The sequence below is a fragment of the Sodalis praecaptivus genome, assembly GCF_000517425.1.
In the GTDB taxonomy this organism is placed as follows: Bacteria; Pseudomonadota; Gammaproteobacteria; order Enterobacterales; family Enterobacteriaceae; genus Sodalis_A; species Sodalis_A praecaptivus.
This window is the reverse complement of sequence record NZ_CP006569.1, coordinates 3,322,454-3,337,529: the sequence shown is the minus strand read 5'-3', so window position 1 is coordinate 3,337,529 and position 15,076 is coordinate 3,322,454. Positions and strand designations below refer to the sequence as shown.

Sequence of the window (15,076 nt, the reverse complement as noted above, 5' to 3'; positions counted from 1 at the left end):
TTATGGTTATGGTAGCTGCTGCTGGAGCCAAACAGGTCGATTACTGGCTGGTGCCTGAAACTATTGAAGGGGATACGCCGGCAACACCAGCCTTTATCCGCATTCCCAAAACGCCCGGCGAATTAACACTAACCCGAGATGAACTGAGTTCCAACCAGGTCAGGAGCGACCGAAAGGCGATCTTCTCCGCCCGTGGCTCCGAAAGTTCGTCAGGAACACTTAATACCGAATTCGCGTATGGTGATTTCGACTATCTGTTGCAAAGCTTGTTATTTAACACGTGGAACGATGATGTTTTGGTCATCGGCGCCACCAAAAAATCTTTTACGATTGAGCGAAAGCAAACCGACATCGATACTTTACGCCGCTACCCAGGATGTCTGGTTAACACATTTGCTCTAACGGCGGCACCTAATGCCATAGTAACTGCTGATTTCGGCATTATGGGCGCGTCCGTGCTCTATGGGGCTTCCGCTATCTCGGGAGCTACATATGCCGAGCCAGAGAATAATGATCCGTTCGACTCTACGGGCGAAAATGCAACCTTGACGGCGGCCATTAAGGTAAATGGTGTGGCATCTAATGCGGTTACGTCTGTTTCGTTGAACATCGATAATGGCATATCACAGGCCCACGTTTACGGGCAACGCGGCGTTGCGGCCAGTGGTTCAACTAATGCCGCTACTACAGGGTCGATTACCTTTCTGTATCAGAACGAAGATTTGTCGCAGATGTTCTACGACCATTCCGATATCTCGCTTGAGTTTACGCTAAGCGGGCAGGGTGGGGCGTATACCTTTCTGCTTCCCCGCATTAAGTTTTCCTCAGAAGCATTGGCTGAGGCCGACGCTTTTCAGGCACTCACTTTTGATTTCACCGCTTATGAAGACAAAGCAACCGGCATTCTTCTTCAGATCACCCGCACCGCAGACGGTCAAGGCTCTTAATCTTAATGCCCGGTTAGCCGGGTTTTCCCAATGGAGTTATTAATGAAACTAAGTGATTTCGCTACACGCGGTGCCGCAAATGAGGGCAAGAAACTTTTCCTGACCCTCCCTGATGGTACCCCAACGCAAGAATATTTACTTGTTCGCGGCATAGACAGTGATGAGTTCCGCGCCGCGAAAACTGAAGCAAGCCGCGCAGTATTCGATCTGACTCCTCAGCAACTTAAAGATAAGGCGTTCACGAAAGAGTTTGATGAAGAGAACGAGTTTAAACAGTTCCAGGCACTCATTATCGATTGGTCCCTGGAAGAAGAGTTGACGCCCGAGAACCTGAAGCTATTGCTTACTGAATCACCATATCTCAAAGACCGTATCAATAACTTTGCTGCTAACCGGGCAGAGTTTTTTAAAAAAAAGCCGCTGGACTCGTCCGTTACACAGAATTCCAGCGAAAGCTCGACAAAAGGCAAAAGGATGGAAAGAGCCTAAGAGAGCATTATCAGGCAGCGATGAAACTTGGCATCACGCCTGATCTCATGGTCAATCCGCCAAACCTGCCAGAAGGTACTGGATATCTTTGGGGATGGTTCATTGACCTTATGCGCGGCTCTGGCGGAGAGCTGACTTACTCGGAGCTAAAAGCCTGGACGGAGTTAACCGGCAACCGTCCAACCCCTGCCGAAGTCGAGATCATCATGGACATGGCCTATGAGGTCATGAAAGACGTACCAAAGCTATTTTGAACATGCCGTTTGGTAGTATTATGATGGTAATTATTTTAGTTCATGGGTGATGCGATGAAAAGGGACTGGGATCTGGTCAGAAGTATCATGTTGAAAGCGGAAAATCTCTCAGAGAGAAGCGAAGTGGTTACAGACGAGGATTTTCCAGAAGTATCATCCGAATTGGTTAACTATCATATCAAGATACTTGGTCAGGCGGGATTGCTTGAAATTATTGACGTTTCAACATTAGCTTCTTCTGCATATTACACGACAGGGTTAACATTTGAGGGGCATGATTTTCTGGATAATATCAGGTCGAATAATGTTTGGAGCAAAACAGTAGCGCTTGTTAAGTCAAAGGGAATTGAATTAACAGTAGATTCGATCAAAACCGCAGCCACGATCATCATTACTAACTTACTCAAGTAAATCCCGTTCTAAAAAAGCATAATTAATTAAAACCCTGCTGAAGCGGGGTTTTTTATTGTCTGGAGATCCCCACATGCCGCAAGAAACAGCCGCCCTAATCATTAAGGTTCAGCAAGATGGCGTAGCTAAAGCGGCGGATTCACTGGATAGGCTGACGGGAGCAGGAGAAAAGGCGGAAGGCGTTGCCAGCTCGTTAGCCAGTGAATTTGCCAAAACTGATAGCGCCGCTCGTCGCGCGTCAACTGCGGCGGCAGGATGGACGCGTCAAACTGAGGAAATGAATAGAAGCGCCATAGCCGCTGCCAAGTCAGGCAAGGCCGTTAATTCGAGCTTGGCAGAACAACAATCTGCTCTAGTGTCACTTTTGGGGAAAATCGATCCGGTTGTCGGTGCCTATGGTCGGTTAGATGAGATGGAAAAGCAGCTTAAAGGCTTTGGCGCCTCTGGACTGCTTGGCGGCGAAGATCTGGCTGAGTATTCCGCTAAGATTGAACAGATGCGCACCCAACTTGAGCAGGCGGCGCTTGCCTCAACAGCTGAGGGCCAAGCCGCAGCGAAAGCAGCGAGGGAATCGGCCGCAGCGGATCAGCGGGCACAAACAGCAAAAGAATCATTTATCGCAAGCCTTAAACAGCAATCCGACACCATGGGAATGACCACGGCCGAATTGCTGGAATACAAAGCCGCACAGCTAGGTGTTTCTGCCCAAGTGGCGCCATACATTCAGAAATTGAATCAGCAGAACGGAACGATCAAAGCTGCAACCCTCAGCGCCAAACAGTACGCTCAGGCAATGCGCTATCTTCCGATGCAAATCACCGATGTGGTGACCTCTTTAGCCTCTGGCATGCCCGTGTGGCTGGTCGCTATACAGCAGGGTGGGCAAATCAAGGATTCATTTGGTGGCGTCGGCAACGCAGCTAAGGCACTGTTAAGTTTCATCAATCCCCTAACGTTAGGTATCACGGCGCTTGCAGTCACAGCAGGTGCGCTGGCGCTGGCCTATAAAAAAGGCCAAGGTGAAATGGACGCCTTCAATCAGGCGATCATCACCACTGGTAACTATGCCGGCATTTCTGCTAGCCAACTCGCTGATATGTCTAAATCGATCAGCTCAAATATCGGCACTACAGCTAATGCCGCAAAGGCTTTAACTGCAGCTTTAAATACCGGTGCTTTTAGCGGCGATCAGCTCAAGATGGTGGCGCAGGCGGCTGTGGCGATGCAAGACGCTACAGGTAAAAGCATTGATGAAACTATCTCTGATTTTAAGAAGTTGGAGCAAGATCCGGTTCGCGCTTCAGAAACCCTAAACGACCAATATCATTACCTGACCGCTTCTGTTTACGAGCAGATAGCGGCGCTTGAACGTCAGGGAAATACACAACAAGCCGCTGCGGTGGCTGTAAGCGCATATGCTTCCGCCCAGCAAAAAGCTGCTGCTGAGGTGAAGCAAAATCTGGGTGCCTTAGAGTCGGCGTGGGACACCGTAGCAAATGCCGCTAAGGGTGCCTGGGATGCAATGCTCGATATCGGCAGGACTCAAACACCTGCAGATCGGGTTAAAGAAGCAACTGCGAAAGTCAATAATCTACAAGCTAGCTTAAGCGGATTAGAATCAATTGATACGTCACAAGGAGGCATGGCAACTGCTGGTGTCGGAAATGCAAAGGCGCGATTCAAGGAACAGCTTGCCGCCGCACAAAGTGAATTGCAGAGTGCGTTAGCTGACAATCAGCGTGATCTAAACAAAGCGGCCACAAACCAAACTCGTCAATACTTTGAGGAACAGGCCATACAAGCTACGAAGGCCATAAACTCGACGTATGACACCGTCATGACTAAGGCACAGCAGCGCAAAAAGGAGCTGGATGCATTTGAGAAAAACCTTCAGAACGGTGGAATTCTTCCTGATGGTGTAACGGCTGATCAGATTCGCCAGCAAATCAGTGACAAATATAAGGACCCCAAAACCCCGAAGGAAAAAGCTGTTACTGACAGTGCTGCTACTCGCGAGCTATTACAGTTGCAGGAGCAACACGCCACGCTTGAGGCCCAACTCGCTACCACAGACAAGCTTTCTACATCAGAGCAGGCGCTAGTTAAATTCAACCAGCAGATTGCCGATCTGAAAAGCAAGTCAATATTAACCGCAGAGCAGAAAAGCATACTCGCAAATGAAGACGCTTTGCGGGGTGCCTACGAGCAAAATGCGGCATTGGCCCAGCGAATACAACAGCGGGAAGCATTGCAGAAGCTGGAAGAGAGATCGGCTCAACTTAACGAGTCCATGGCTTCAGCTTATAACGGAGCTGGAGAGCAATATCAGCGTCAGCTCAATGCATATGGCAAAGGTGATAAGGAGGTTGAACGTACCGAAAGCACTGCCAGTATTTACAAAGAATTTCAGCGCTATCAAGAGCAACTAGACAAGGCTACCCCTAAATCGCTCTTAGAATCTGATGCCTATAAGCAAGAAACGGCAAATATCAAATCTCAGCTTGATGCACGTCTAAAACAGCAAAGCGATTCCTATGCCCAATTGGATGCGCTACAAGGTGATTGGACGAATGGGGCCACCGCTGCATATCAGAATTACATCGATTCTGCCAAGAATATCGCCGGGCAGACTAAGGACGCTTTTACTAATGCCTTTAGTAGTATGGAAGATAGTCTTGTTTCGTTCGTGACGACGGGTAAGGCGAGCTTTAGCAGCTTTGCCACATCGGTGCTTAACGATATGGCGCGCATCGCCATCCGTTCGGCTTCGTCATCGGCATTGCAAAGCCTCTTCGGTTTGGTAGGTAGTGCCGCGTCCTCTGCTGCGGGCGGCAGCGCTTCAGCAAGTACTGGTTTCAATACTGGTGCTTATAACAATCTGAGCCTCAATGCCAAAGGCGGCGTTTACGACTCTCCCAGCCTGAGCGCATACAGCGGGAGGGTGGTTAGCAAGCCGACGTTCTTCGCCTTCGCGAACGGCGGCGGAGTGATGGGTGAAGCAGGACCGGAGGCTATTTTGCCCTTGAAACGGAGTTCTGATGGTTCATTGGGCGTGAGGGCTAAAGGTGTTGGCGGTGCAGGGGTGACCCTTAACGCACCAATTACACTTAATGTTGATCAGCGTGGAAACACCAATGATCAACAACAGCAAAACAACGACAACCTTCTAAAGACACTTCAGAGAATGGTAGATAGTCGGATAAATAGTGCCTTGCTAAATCAGCAGCGTGATGGAGGAATATTGAGGGCCTAAGACGGGCGCATATAGCGCCCAATGCTCAGGACAGTGCATCTAGGGCTAATTTTATTGCGGCGGATTCTATTTGTTCAAGTGACATTGTTTGGTCATAAGGCAACTTGATTTATAAAACGCCATCGAAAACTGAGTCAAATGACTCCTTGGATAAGATGACTAATTCGACAGTTATTTGACTATTAGAATTTTCATTTCTTACCGGGTGCGACACTTTCCATAACTTGAGTTGCATTTACGAATCCTCTTTTGTGGGCTGAGATAGCATACCAATTTAAGGTTAAGATATGTATGAATTTCAGTGGCTTCCAGACCAGGATTTCACCTCTACAGTTGAACCGAGAGTGCGAGTGGTCAGCTATGGGGACGGCTACGAGCAGCGCCAGAAGAACGGCATCAACAGTGACTTGCGTTCTTACTCCTTAACCTTTACGGGTGACGCTGACTACATCGATCACATCGAAAATTTCCTCACCGAGCGGGGAGGTGTAGAGGCGTTCACCTGGAAGGCGCAGGATAAGTGGACGCCTCGCACTTTCAAGTGCGCTACATGGAGCCGCAAGGTTAATGGGCTTTGGGAAACTATCACGGCCACGTTTCAGGAAGTGGTTGCCTAGTGATGCAGTACGGAGGAATCAATGCGCGATATCCCAGCCGGGATGCGTATCGATGTTCAGAATATTGAGCAAGATGCGCTGCTGGTGCTTTATGAAGTCGATTTAAGTTACATCGGCGGCGACTTATACAGGTTTCATTCGGGCCTTAATGGGTTGCGGCAATCGGTGGTGTGGCAGGGGAACACTTATCAGCCTTATCCTGTAGAGGCGTCAGGGTTTGAGGCTAACGGTAAGGGAACCAGCAACCGACCAACTTTGACCCTGGCGAATATAAGCGGCCTGATTACTGGCATCAATCAGGATTTCGACGATGCAGTCGGAGCGATAGTGACGCGGCGGGAAGTTTACGAGCAGTATCTAGACGCTGAGAACTTCGATAACGGCAATCCGCAAGCAGATCCGACAATGGAATCGGTAAACCGATATGAAATAGAACAATGCACCGCGCAACAAGCGGAATTTGTTACTTATACACTTTGCTTGCCATGCGAGACAGATGGCGCGTTATTGCCTGCCAGAACGATTCTGGCAGATGTTTGCCAATGGGTTTACCGGTCAGCAGATTGTGGCTATACCGGCGGCCCGGTAGCGGATGAGTTCGATCAGCCAACCTCGGACGGCACCAAAGACAAATGCGGCAAGCGGCTAGGCTCCTGCAAGCTGCGTTTCGGCGCAACAAGTCCGCTTAATACCTCCGCTTTCCCGGCAGCAAATAAAATCAAATAGCAGGCCCTCATGATAGACGATGACATTTTAGCTCATGCTGAGGCATGCGCTCCGGCTGAGTGCTGCGGTTTGATTGTAGCGGGCCAGTATTTTCCTTGCAGAAACATTGCAGCCGACCCGGATAATCATTTTGAGATAGACCCTGTTAGTTGGGCTGCGGCAGAAGACAAGGGCGAGATAGAAGCCATTGTACATAGTCATCCTGACGGGAACCCATTTCTCAGTGAGGCAGACCGGATAGCACAGCGTCGAAGTGGTTTGCCATGGTGGCTTGTATGTGATGAAGAGATACGGAAATTTCGCAACGTACCGCGCCTGATAGGGCGTACGTTTGAGCATGGCGTTATGGACTGCTACACGCTAATGCGAGACGCCTATCACCTCTGCGGCCACGAACTACCTTATTTCGAGCGTAACGATGGCTGGTGGAAAGGCGAGGAGGATTTATACATCGCCAATATGGCCGCCAACGGCTTTACGCGACTTGCTGACGACGCCGAAGTTCTGCCGGGAGATGTCTTTCTGATGTGCCTTGACCTTGCCGGCCAGACGGTACCAAAAGCGACGCATTCGGCAATTTACATCGGTGAACAGCTTATCTTGCACCAACGACCTAATACCCTGAGTAAGCGTGATTGCTACGGGGGTTTCTGGAAAAAAATCACCCATTCCACCTGGAGATATGATAAATGGCACGAGTCCGATTTGACGGGGATCTCAAACGATTTGGTTCTCACTTCGACATGGTCGTAGATACTGGAGCGGAAGCGCTGCGAGGACTGTTAATTCAAATTCCCGGCTTACGCCAGCACATAAGCGAGGGGCGTTATCGGGTCCGGGTAGGCAAAAAAAGCCTGAGTATGGATACGCTTGAAAAGGGTATGCACGCCAAAATTGGGAAAGATACCGAGGTGCGGATCACGCCGGTGGTGGCCGGGGCAAAGAGTGGTGGCTTGTTTCAGACCATTCTGGGGACTGCGTTAGTCGCCGTGGGGGTTTGGTTATCGGGCACTCCATTTGGCGCGCCCTTAATTGCAACAGGCATTGGATTGATGGCTGGCGGCGTAGCCCAGATGCTTACTCGAACCCCGAAGACCAGCTCGTCCTCGAACGCCGACAATGGCGAAGCGAACAACTACTTTAGCTCACTAGAAAACGTTGTGGGACAGGGCGACCCGGTGCCGTTGCTTTACGGCAGGATGCGCGTGGGGTCTCATGTTATTTCCCAAGGGTTGATAACTGACAAGAGTTGATCGCAAGCTTACTTACAATTTGCGTTACGTTACTTTTGTCTGGTGATATGCTGTTGCGAAATGTAACGGTAAGGGTTATCAATGAAAATATCTTTGTTGTGTCTGGCTGTCATTGTTTTGACGGGATGCTCAATGTCTGGCTTGGAAAACAAAAAACCCGCCCTGGAAGTCAAAACATCAAAAACACCGAGAGAGTATGCACTATGTCTTGCTCCCGCATGGCAAAGGCTTAATCCAGCGACAACGAGCATCGAGACTGAGAATGGCTATAGAATTTCAGTGAGCGTTACATTTACTGGTGTTATAGCGCTCACCGATGTCGATAAAACAGACAGCGGTTCAGTGGTGCGGACGCACCTGCAACCGGTGTGGTTGGCTGATGGGTGGCTTGAGTCAGCGCGTAACTGTCTGTGAAAAAATCTATGAGTTTTCGTGATGTGATGCCATAGGTGGGCCATTAAAATGAAGATAATTAACTTATTAACTCTAGTCTTGTTTTTTATTTCTATTCGGGTGGATGCTTGGGATTATAAAGAAACTAAAGATGAAATGAGGGGGGTAAGAGAATATTCAGCCTATCTAGAATCGCTTAATTCAAAAGAGTTCCAATTTCCATATAATGGCGGTTCAAAACTAAGCATTGTTATGATAAGCCAAGATGATAAAATAACGAAAAAATCAGGATTTTTCTTAACGAAAGGCCAATTTTTTTGCCAACAAGAAGATAACTGTAAGGCTCATGCTAAATTTGATAATGGGAATATAATTGAACTAAACCTTAGAATCGGAAAAGATAACTCGAATGTTGCAGCAGTTGAAGAGCCTAGAGGATTCGCAGAGAGTATTTATTTATCTAAAACAATGATAGTGGAGGTCCCCGTTTATAGAGAGGGGCCAACACAATTCAAATTCAATTTAGATGGTTCAAAATGGAGAGGTGCCCCTGAAAACTTACCATTCGTGACACTGGTCGGGACATATCCCTTCGGAAAATTAACAAATGAACTTGTTTTAAATCTAAAAAATGGAAAACAAAAAAATAATGGCGAGTCATGTTTTGTATTGCAAAAAGAAGAGTTATTCAAAACAATAAATTCATTATCAGATGTCGAATATTGCGGTTTTGAGGGATACTTGGATTCTGTTGTGGCTAGATACCCATATAACACAGTTAATTTTAAAAAGATGGCCTCAGAAATAGGAGGATTTAGAGGTAACTTAGGTAAAATAACTAATGTCTTATATTTATGGGGTGCTGACGAATATAGTGACGTGACTAGTATATTCATGTCATTGGATAAAAAGAATGGGATTACTCTAATAGTAAATTACTCTCCTGTCTCAAATAATATACCTAATAAAGATAATGCGAGTATCCAATGATTTTTATTTTATCCAGAGTTGACGACGCGGTGATAGGTGCAAAAGAGGATGATCGCATGCACAGTTGACGCATACGGCTGCTCAATTTGACGCCTCACTCACTTGAGTTGTACAATTGAAGAGTAGTTTTCGTATCCAGCGGAGTTAAATCACATGATCACATTCACGTATTCGGACGCTAGAGCAAAGCTTGCCGATGTGCTGGATAAAGCTAACGAGCAGCCGGTTACCATCACTCGACGCACGGCTCCTGATGTGGTGGTTATCAGTGCAGAACAGTTTGCCGCCTTGCAGCAGGCTAAATTTGATGCCGCTTTGGGCCGAGTCATGAGCAAGCCTGAGAGCAAGGCACTGTTTGAAGAACTGGCCGATAAATGATTTTTTTTCTAACTGTAGAGCAGGTGATAGCTATCCACGATAGACAGTTAGAGGAGTTTGGCGGCCTTAGTGGTTACCGCGATATCGGTTTGGTTGAGGGGATGGTTGCTCGCGTGGAAAATCTACACGTTTACGACCAAAAAAACGACCCTTTTGAACTTGCGGCAGCATTACTCCTGGCGATAGCACGGGGCCATGGATTTAACGATGCGAACAAAAGGACTGCAATTGCGAGCGCAATGATTTTCCTTGAGATGAATGGGGTGACAATCACGCCTGTGCCGGGGCTGGCTGACTATGTAGTGGAGGCCGCTCAAGGAATTCACGATGTTCTTTCGGTCGCTGCGGAATTACGCAAGCTGAGCTAATCGATGCAGTGCTATCCAGTATGAAGGTGGCATCTTATGAACAGACAACTTAATCATTCTGAACTCCCGTTCAGGCGGTCATGCGAAGGTGTGGCCGCTCCTGTTTTAACTCGGGAGTTACGAAATGACAAACAGAAATCGTGCCCTTCGACGGCACCATCAAAAGCGGTTAAAGGCTAAACGAGGCCAATACAATAGTTCTGGCTTCTGCCAATTTGGACAGGTTACGCCTAGAAACGCAGGCGTGGCTTATCATACACCTTGTCGTTGTTCATGCTGGATGTGTGGGAACCAACGTCAACATTTCGGTGCGAATATGCAGGAACGCAGGGCAGAGCTTAAGCATAAGGACTGACAATGTACTACTACGCGGAGGACATTTTTTAGGTAACTTATAGGAGCCTAAAATGTCCATAAAAAACAAAGTAAAAGACCGCATGGGCGATGGTAAAATTCGCCCTCTTTACACGGTTTATCCAGGGGTTAAAAGTCGGGAGTTCGTACCATACTCGCGCCGGCCTGTTAACTATGGCAACAGTCCCGGCTGGTGGGTAAATCTGTTCATGAATCGCCCACGCCGGCGCAAGAACAAAGCCTTGTGCCGTGCCATTATGCAAGGGTGTCGTGACTACGATGGAGTCGCTTTCCCGCTCGGTAACAGCAAACCCCATGTTTACTATTGGTAATGCCGAAGCCCACCCAGGTGGGCTTTTTATTGCCGGGATGACTATGATTGATATCAAAATTACAGATGGGAAAATCGTGTTTCAAAGTGGCGATTTGCAATATGTGGATGGTGCCGAACGAGTTAGACAGCAGATAGAATTTCGGCTGTCACTGTTTCGCGGTGAATGGTTCCTAGATGCAGACTTTGGAACGCCATATTTTCAGTCCATATTGGGCAAACATCTGACAATTAACGGCGCTATAAATGCCCTACGAGCCGAAATTTTAGCAATAGATGGCGTCACCGGACTGAAAGACTTCACGTGGGATCTAGACAGAAAAAACCGGCTTCTTACCGTAGAGTTTGAGGCCCAAACTGATTATGGATTGATACAGTACCCCTAACTACAAACACCATAACTGACCCGCCTCGGCGGGTTTTTTTATGGCCCGAAACACAGGAGAGAATATGAAAAAGAAAAAAACAAGATATGATTTAGAAAAAAGAAGGGTCACTATTCGTAACCCTGATGGCACTATCCGCGTCGTTCTTCGAGTGCCCTTATCATTTCGATAAGCTCATAGAATGCAGCAGATGAACGTTTATTTTCAGGGTCCATCCCCGTTTCCTCTAAAAAGCTGATTAATTTTTTTTTAAGTTCGGGTCTATCCCTTCCCCATAGGTCAACCAAAGCAGTGAAAGCAACTTGTAAAGCAATCATTCTGCCGTCATCTGTCGCTTTTGAATGAATTTGCATAATTTTCCTAACTCAGCTTCCAACCATTCACCCAGTGATAAGCGTGTCCACACTCACATGGGCGAGCCGAACACTTAACGTAAACCTTACACTACATAAGTAAATCCTGATATTTGATCAGTCATCGGCTCGATTCAGCGAGCTTTATTTAATGGGAGTAAAACATGGGTGGCGGAAGCAGCAGTAGCGCAAGCACTCCAACAGAAAAAGCGGACAATCTCAAATCAACTCAACGTTTGCAAATTGTCGACCTCATATCTGAGGGGCCAATTTACGGGCCTGTTGATGGACTGAAATCCTTTTACCTAAACGACACGCCCGTGCTTGATTCCAACGGTAACGCCAATTTCTCAGGCGTGGATGCAAGCTGGACGCCTGGGACGCAGGACCAAACATATCTGCCCGGTTACTCTGATATTGAAAATGAGGTGGGGGTCAGCACGGTCCTGCTACAGGCTTCGCCCATTGTAAAAACAGTTACCGATAGCGATGTTGACAGGGTGCGTGTAACGCTTGGAGTTCAATCGTTAGTAGAACAGGACGATGACGGCAACTTGGGCTATACCAGCGTCAATATCATGATTCAGGTTCAGAACCAGAGCGAACAGTGGATCACTGAAGAGACGGTGAATATCGACGGTAAAATCAGTGGGCAGTATCTCGAATCGCACATTATCGATGCGCCCGGTTATACGCCTTGGTCGTTTAGGCTGGTGCGAGTTGAGCCGGATAGCACTTCAAGCAAGCTTCAAAATTCCACGTATTTTAGCAGCTATACGGAAATTATCGACGCCAAGCTTAATTACCCCAATAGCGTAGTAGTCGGCACCACGATTGATTATACAGGGCAGTTCAGCGGCATACCCACCCGGACTTATGACATGAAGGGCTTGATGGTCAATGTGCCGGACAATTACGACCCTGACACGCGAACCTATTCAGGAATTTGGTCAGGGGGTTTTAAGCTGGCATGGACCAACAATCCGGCATGGGTTTTCTATGACCTTGTGACTAACGAGCGTTACGGGCTGGGGAAACGACTGGGGAGCTTTGGATGTGATAAGTTCGCCATGTTTGCCGTAGCCCAATATTGCGATGTGTTGGTTGATGATGGGTACGGAGGTCAAGAACCTCGTTTCACTTGCAACGTTTACATTACCGATCAACGGCAGGCATACGATGTGCTCTATGACCTGTCATCGTGCTTCCGGGGCATGCCTATCTGGGATGGTCTACAGATGACTTGCGTTCAGGACAGACCATCCGATCCTGTCTGGCAATACACTAACGCAAATGTCGTTGATGGGACTTTCAAATACTCCTCTAGTGCGCGCAAGGCACGCCATACCGCTATTCAAGTGGAATGGGTTAACCCGGACAACGGCTGGTCTTCTGATATTGAGTATGTCTCTGACGACACGCTGATAGCGCGCTACGGGCTCAATGTGACCAAAGTCACAGCTTTCGGATGCACGTCGCGTGGGCAGGCGAATAGGGTTGGACGCTGGATCCTCAAGACCGAACAATTAGAAACCCAAACTGTGGTTTTCGATGCGGGGCGTGAGGGATTAGTGGGGCTGCCGGGCGATATAATCACCGTGGCAGATAATGACTACGCCAGCGCGAGAATGGGCGGTCGTGTTATTGCCTTCACCGGGCGGCAGGTTACCTTAGATGCGCCTTTAGAACTTGCAGCCGATGAAACAGCGTATTTTTCTTATCTGAATGATTTGGCTAAGTTGGTGAAGATCCGTGTCATAGGCCAATCAAATGACAGCATAATCACCTTGGAAAGCGAGCCGGCAGGTATAAAGAAATGGGGTATTTTCACACTATCTAAGTCCACCCTGGCAACTCGCTATTTCCGCATCATGGCGATTGCTGAGAATACAGACGATGGAACCTACACGGTAACGGCTTTACAGCATGAGCCACAAAAAGAGTCTGTAGTGGATGAAGGGGCGCAATTTGAAGGAGACCCAACCACAAACAACACGACCAAAATACCTGCAATCGAGCATCTGACGGTTATCCCTATCAATGACAGTACCTTGGCTCAGGCTAAAATCACGTGGACCACGGCAACGGTAAACCGAAATATTACGTTTGATGTCACCCTATACAGAGAAACAAAGCTTGTCAGTAAGGGCAACACTGCTGAACTTGAATACTATTTCAATGGGCTAGACGTTGGTGATTACTTGGTAGGCGTACGTGGCAGGGATGAACAGGGTAGACTTGGGGATGAGACTCAGGTTGAGATGGTAATAGGCGCCCCCGCTGCGCCCACTTCCATAGAAGTAGAAGGGGGTTTCTTTCAGATAACCATAACCCCTCATATTTCAGCGCCGAAAATTTACGGGACTCAATTTGAGTTTTGGTTTTCGAGTGAAGAAATTATCAATATAAATGACATCGAATCTGAGGCAGATTATCTCGGAACGGCGACATATTGGATAAAGGATAGCTTAAAGCCGGGGATTACTTACTGGTTTTATGTGCGAAGTGTAAATGCTTATGGTAAATCAATCTTTGTTGAGGCAAGAGGAGAAGTTGACAGCGATCCCGCCGGAATGATCGACTATATCGATAACAGTATTAAGCAGAGCGAAACATATGCCCAGCTTATTGGTCAGATAGATACCAATACAGACGCCATTATCGAAAATGCTTTAGCCAATGATGCCGATGTTTATCAAAAATGGCAGCAGTACGGGGAAAATCGCGCAGGGATAGTTGAAGTCAGAACTGCCCAAGCTGATGCAAACAGCGCTTTCGCCGAATACCAGCAGTTAGTTACGGCAAGGCTTAATGCAAATGAAGCCTCAATCGAAACCAAGGCCACGACAGTTTTTAATGCTGATGGCACTGGAAGCGCAATCTATAGCGTAAAGGCAGGGGTCAACTTGAATGGGACGTACTATGGCGCAGGTATGTCTATCGGAGCGGAGGCTAACGGCTCGGTAGTAAAAAGCTTGGTGCTGTTCAATGCTGATCAATTCGGGATTTACAACGCTAACAGTGGAACTTATGATTTGGCCTTTGTCGCACAAGGTGGTCAGGTTTTCATAAATAGCGCTTACATTGAAGACGCAAGCATCACTAACGCGAAAATTGGTAACTATATTCAATCCACAAATTTTGTGGATCTGCAGAGTGGTTGGAAATTAACTAAAGATGGAGACTTTCAGATTAATGGTGGCTCCGGTGGGAGACTGACTATCGAGCCGCATAAAATCAGCGTTTATGATGGAAATAATGCGATTCGAGTCAAGATAGGAAACTTAGAATAATGGCTGAATTCGGTGCGAGTATTTACGTCAACAACTCGGATTATGATGTCGTGAATTCGTTTCTACCAACGTATTTAATGGATATCGTGGATTACAACGGAGGAACGTCAGGCAACAGGTCATATGACATTCCGCCCGATAAAACACTCACATATGAGTTAATTTCTAGAAATGGGTTTGCAGCAGCTAACCAACCCAATGTATCGATCAATGGTAGTACCATTACGTGGTCTAATTTGAATGCCGCTTATGTTCAACTGGTAGTGTATGCGGGATAAAT

Annotated in this window: 18 protein-coding genes; 17 read left to right on the top strand and 1 reads right to left on the bottom strand. The window is 47.5% G+C overall.

All coding sequences use genetic code 11. From position 1 onward, the window contains the following. Window positions 1-2 precede the first annotated feature (2 nt). The 15 genes from SANT_RS14760 (at window position 3) to SANT_RS14690 (ending at window position 11,150) form a co-directional block, all read left to right on the top strand. On the top strand, window positions 3-947 hold the full coding sequence (locus tag SANT_RS14760) for a phage tail tube protein (RefSeq protein WP_025423045.1): 945 nt from the start codon (window positions 3-5) through the stop codon (window positions 945-947). 42 nt (window positions 948-989) lie between these two features. Further along, window positions 990-1,436, top strand: a complete 447-nt coding sequence (locus SANT_RS14755; RefSeq protein WP_025423044.1) for a phage tail assembly chaperone — start codon at window positions 990-992, stop codon at window positions 1,434-1,436. Between the two features lie 20 nt (window positions 1,437-1,456). Further along, on the top strand, window positions 1,457-1,690 hold the full coding sequence (locus SANT_RS14750) for a phage tail assembly chaperone (RefSeq protein ID WP_025423043.1): 234 nt from the start codon (window positions 1,457-1,459) through the stop codon (window positions 1,688-1,690). A 42-nt stretch (window positions 1,691-1,732) separates the two neighbouring features. Next, the gene (locus tag SANT_RS14745) at window positions 1,733-2,101 is read left to right on the top strand and encodes a DUF2513 domain-containing protein (RefSeq protein WP_051440178.1); all 369 of its coding nucleotides are present in this window, start codon (window positions 1,733-1,735) and stop codon (window positions 2,099-2,101) included. A 73-nt stretch (window positions 2,102-2,174) separates the two neighbouring features. Then, window positions 2,175-5,354 carry a phage tail tape measure protein gene (locus tag SANT_RS22980; protein WP_025423041.1) on the top strand — a complete coding sequence of 1,060 codons (3,180 nt, stop codon included), beginning with the start codon at window positions 2,175-2,177 and terminating at the stop codon, window positions 5,352-5,354. Window positions 5,355-5,641: 287 nt separating this feature from the next. Next, on the top strand, window positions 5,642-5,971 hold the full coding sequence (locus tag SANT_RS14735; RefSeq protein WP_025423040.1) for a phage tail protein: 330 nt from the start codon (window positions 5,642-5,644) through the stop codon (window positions 5,969-5,971). Between the two features lie 21 nt (window positions 5,972-5,992). Next, the gene (locus tag SANT_RS14730; RefSeq protein WP_025423039.1) at window positions 5,993-6,697 is read left to right on the top strand and encodes a phage minor tail protein L; all 705 of its coding nucleotides are present in this window, start codon (window positions 5,993-5,995) and stop codon (window positions 6,695-6,697) included. A gap of 9 nt (window positions 6,698-6,706) precedes the next feature. Then, window positions 6,707-7,450: a C40 family peptidase gene (locus SANT_RS14725; RefSeq protein ID WP_025423038.1), complete on the top strand. Its 744-nt coding sequence runs from the start codon at window positions 6,707-6,709 to the stop codon at window positions 7,448-7,450. Then, window positions 7,387-7,950 (top strand): tail assembly protein, encoded by a 564-nt coding sequence (locus SANT_RS14720; RefSeq protein WP_025423037.1) that lies wholly within the window; start codon window positions 7,387-7,389, stop codon window positions 7,948-7,950. The genes SANT_RS14725 and SANT_RS14720 overlap by 64 nt, the downstream gene beginning before the upstream one ends. 81 nt (window positions 7,951-8,031) lie before the next feature. After that, on the top strand, window positions 8,032-8,364 hold the full coding sequence (locus tag SANT_RS23480) for a hypothetical protein (protein WP_025423036.1): 333 nt from the start codon (window positions 8,032-8,034) through the stop codon (window positions 8,362-8,364). A 48-nt stretch (window positions 8,365-8,412) separates the two neighbouring features. After that, the gene (locus SANT_RS22975; protein WP_025423035.1) at window positions 8,413-9,333 is read left to right on the top strand and encodes a hypothetical protein; all 921 of its coding nucleotides are present in this window, start codon (window positions 8,413-8,415) and stop codon (window positions 9,331-9,333) included. A 153-nt stretch (window positions 9,334-9,486) separates the two neighbouring features. Continuing rightward, on the top strand, window positions 9,487-9,711 hold the full coding sequence (locus SANT_RS14705; RefSeq protein ID WP_025423034.1) for a type II toxin-antitoxin system Phd/YefM family antitoxin: 225 nt from the start codon (window positions 9,487-9,489) through the stop codon (window positions 9,709-9,711). Continuing rightward, a complete protein-coding gene (locus SANT_RS14700; protein WP_025423033.1) occupies window positions 9,708-10,079 on the top strand; it encodes a type II toxin-antitoxin system death-on-curing family toxin in 372 nt (123 codons plus the stop codon). The genes SANT_RS14705 and SANT_RS14700 overlap by 4 nt, the downstream gene beginning before the upstream one ends. A 407-nt stretch (window positions 10,080-10,486) precedes the next feature. After that, a complete protein-coding gene (locus SANT_RS24515) occupies window positions 10,487-10,765 on the top strand; it encodes a hypothetical protein (protein ID WP_158500162.1) in 279 nt (92 codons plus the stop codon). Further along, window positions 10,749-11,150 carry a hypothetical protein gene (locus SANT_RS14690; RefSeq protein ID WP_237234618.1) on the top strand — a complete coding sequence of 134 codons (402 nt, stop codon included), beginning with the start codon at window positions 10,749-10,751 and terminating at the stop codon, window positions 11,148-11,150. The genes SANT_RS24515 and SANT_RS14690 overlap by 17 nt, the downstream gene beginning before the upstream one ends. 131 nt (window positions 11,151-11,281) lie before the next feature. Here SANT_RS14690 and SANT_RS14685 read toward each other — a convergent pair whose 3' ends face one another. After that, on the bottom strand, window positions 11,282-11,503 hold the full coding sequence (locus SANT_RS14685; RefSeq protein ID WP_025423030.1) for a hypothetical protein: 222 nt from the start codon (window positions 11,501-11,503) through the stop codon (window positions 11,282-11,284). Window positions 11,504-11,667: 164 nt separating this feature from the next. On the opposite strand from SANT_RS14685, the gene SANT_RS14680 reads away from it, so the two are divergent. Beyond that, the gene (locus tag SANT_RS14680; protein ID WP_025423029.1) at window positions 11,668-14,796 is read left to right on the top strand and encodes a host specificity protein J; all 3,129 of its coding nucleotides are present in this window, start codon (window positions 11,668-11,670) and stop codon (window positions 14,794-14,796) included. Beyond that, the gene (locus tag SANT_RS14675) at window positions 14,796-15,074 is read left to right on the top strand and encodes a hypothetical protein (protein ID WP_038668632.1); all 279 of its coding nucleotides are present in this window, start codon (window positions 14,796-14,798) and stop codon (window positions 15,072-15,074) included. Before SANT_RS14680 ends, SANT_RS14675 begins: the two co-directional genes overlap by 1 nt. Window positions 15,075-15,076 lie beyond the last annotated feature (2 nt).

Excerpts from the sequence above, each read along its gene's own strand:
- SANT_RS14760 (WP_025423045.1), top strand. The coding sequence starts at position 3 with ATGGTTATGGTAGCTGCTGCTGGAGCCAAACAGGTCGATTACTGGCTG.
- SANT_RS14755 (WP_025423044.1), top strand. The coding sequence starts at position 990 with ATGAAACTAAGTGATTTCGCTACACGCGGTGCCGCAAATGAGGGCAAG.
- SANT_RS14750 (WP_025423043.1), top strand. The coding sequence starts at position 1,457 with ATGAAACTTGGCATCACGCCTGATCTCATGGTCAATCCGCCAAACCTG.
- SANT_RS14745 (WP_051440178.1), top strand. The coding sequence starts at position 1,733 with ATGGGTGATGCGATGAAAAGGGACTGGGATCTGGTCAGAAGTATCATG.
- SANT_RS22980 (WP_025423041.1), top strand. The coding sequence starts at position 2,175 with ATGCCGCAAGAAACAGCCGCCCTAATCATTAAGGTTCAGCAAGATGGC.
- SANT_RS14735 (WP_025423040.1), top strand. The coding sequence starts at position 5,642 with ATGTATGAATTTCAGTGGCTTCCAGACCAGGATTTCACCTCTACAGTT.
- SANT_RS14730 (WP_025423039.1), top strand. The coding sequence starts at position 5,993 with ATGCGCGATATCCCAGCCGGGATGCGTATCGATGTTCAGAATATTGAG.
- SANT_RS14725 (WP_025423038.1), top strand. The coding sequence starts at position 6,707 with ATGATAGACGATGACATTTTAGCTCATGCTGAGGCATGCGCTCCGGCT.
- SANT_RS14720 (WP_025423037.1), top strand. The coding sequence starts at position 7,387 with ATGGCACGAGTCCGATTTGACGGGGATCTCAAACGATTTGGTTCTCAC.
- SANT_RS23480 (WP_025423036.1), top strand. The coding sequence starts at position 8,032 with ATGAAAATATCTTTGTTGTGTCTGGCTGTCATTGTTTTGACGGGATGC.
- SANT_RS22975 (WP_025423035.1), top strand. The coding sequence starts at position 8,413 with ATGAAGATAATTAACTTATTAACTCTAGTCTTGTTTTTTATTTCTATT.
- SANT_RS14705 (WP_025423034.1), top strand. The coding sequence starts at position 9,487 with ATGATCACATTCACGTATTCGGACGCTAGAGCAAAGCTTGCCGATGTG.
- SANT_RS14700 (WP_025423033.1), top strand. The coding sequence starts at position 9,708 with ATGATTTTTTTTCTAACTGTAGAGCAGGTGATAGCTATCCACGATAGA.
- SANT_RS24515 (WP_158500162.1), top strand. The coding sequence starts at position 10,487 with ATGTCCATAAAAAACAAAGTAAAAGACCGCATGGGCGATGGTAAAATT.
- SANT_RS14690 (WP_237234618.1), top strand. The coding sequence starts at position 10,749 with ATGTTTACTATTGGTAATGCCGAAGCCCACCCAGGTGGGCTTTTTATT.
- SANT_RS14685 (WP_025423030.1), bottom strand. The coding sequence starts at position 11,503 with ATGCAAATTCATTCAAAAGCGACAGATGACGGCAGAATGATTGCTTTA.
- SANT_RS14680 (WP_025423029.1), top strand. The coding sequence starts at position 11,668 with ATGGGTGGCGGAAGCAGCAGTAGCGCAAGCACTCCAACAGAAAAAGCG.
- SANT_RS14675 (WP_038668632.1), top strand. The coding sequence starts at position 14,796 with ATGGCTGAATTCGGTGCGAGTATTTACGTCAACAACTCGGATTATGAT.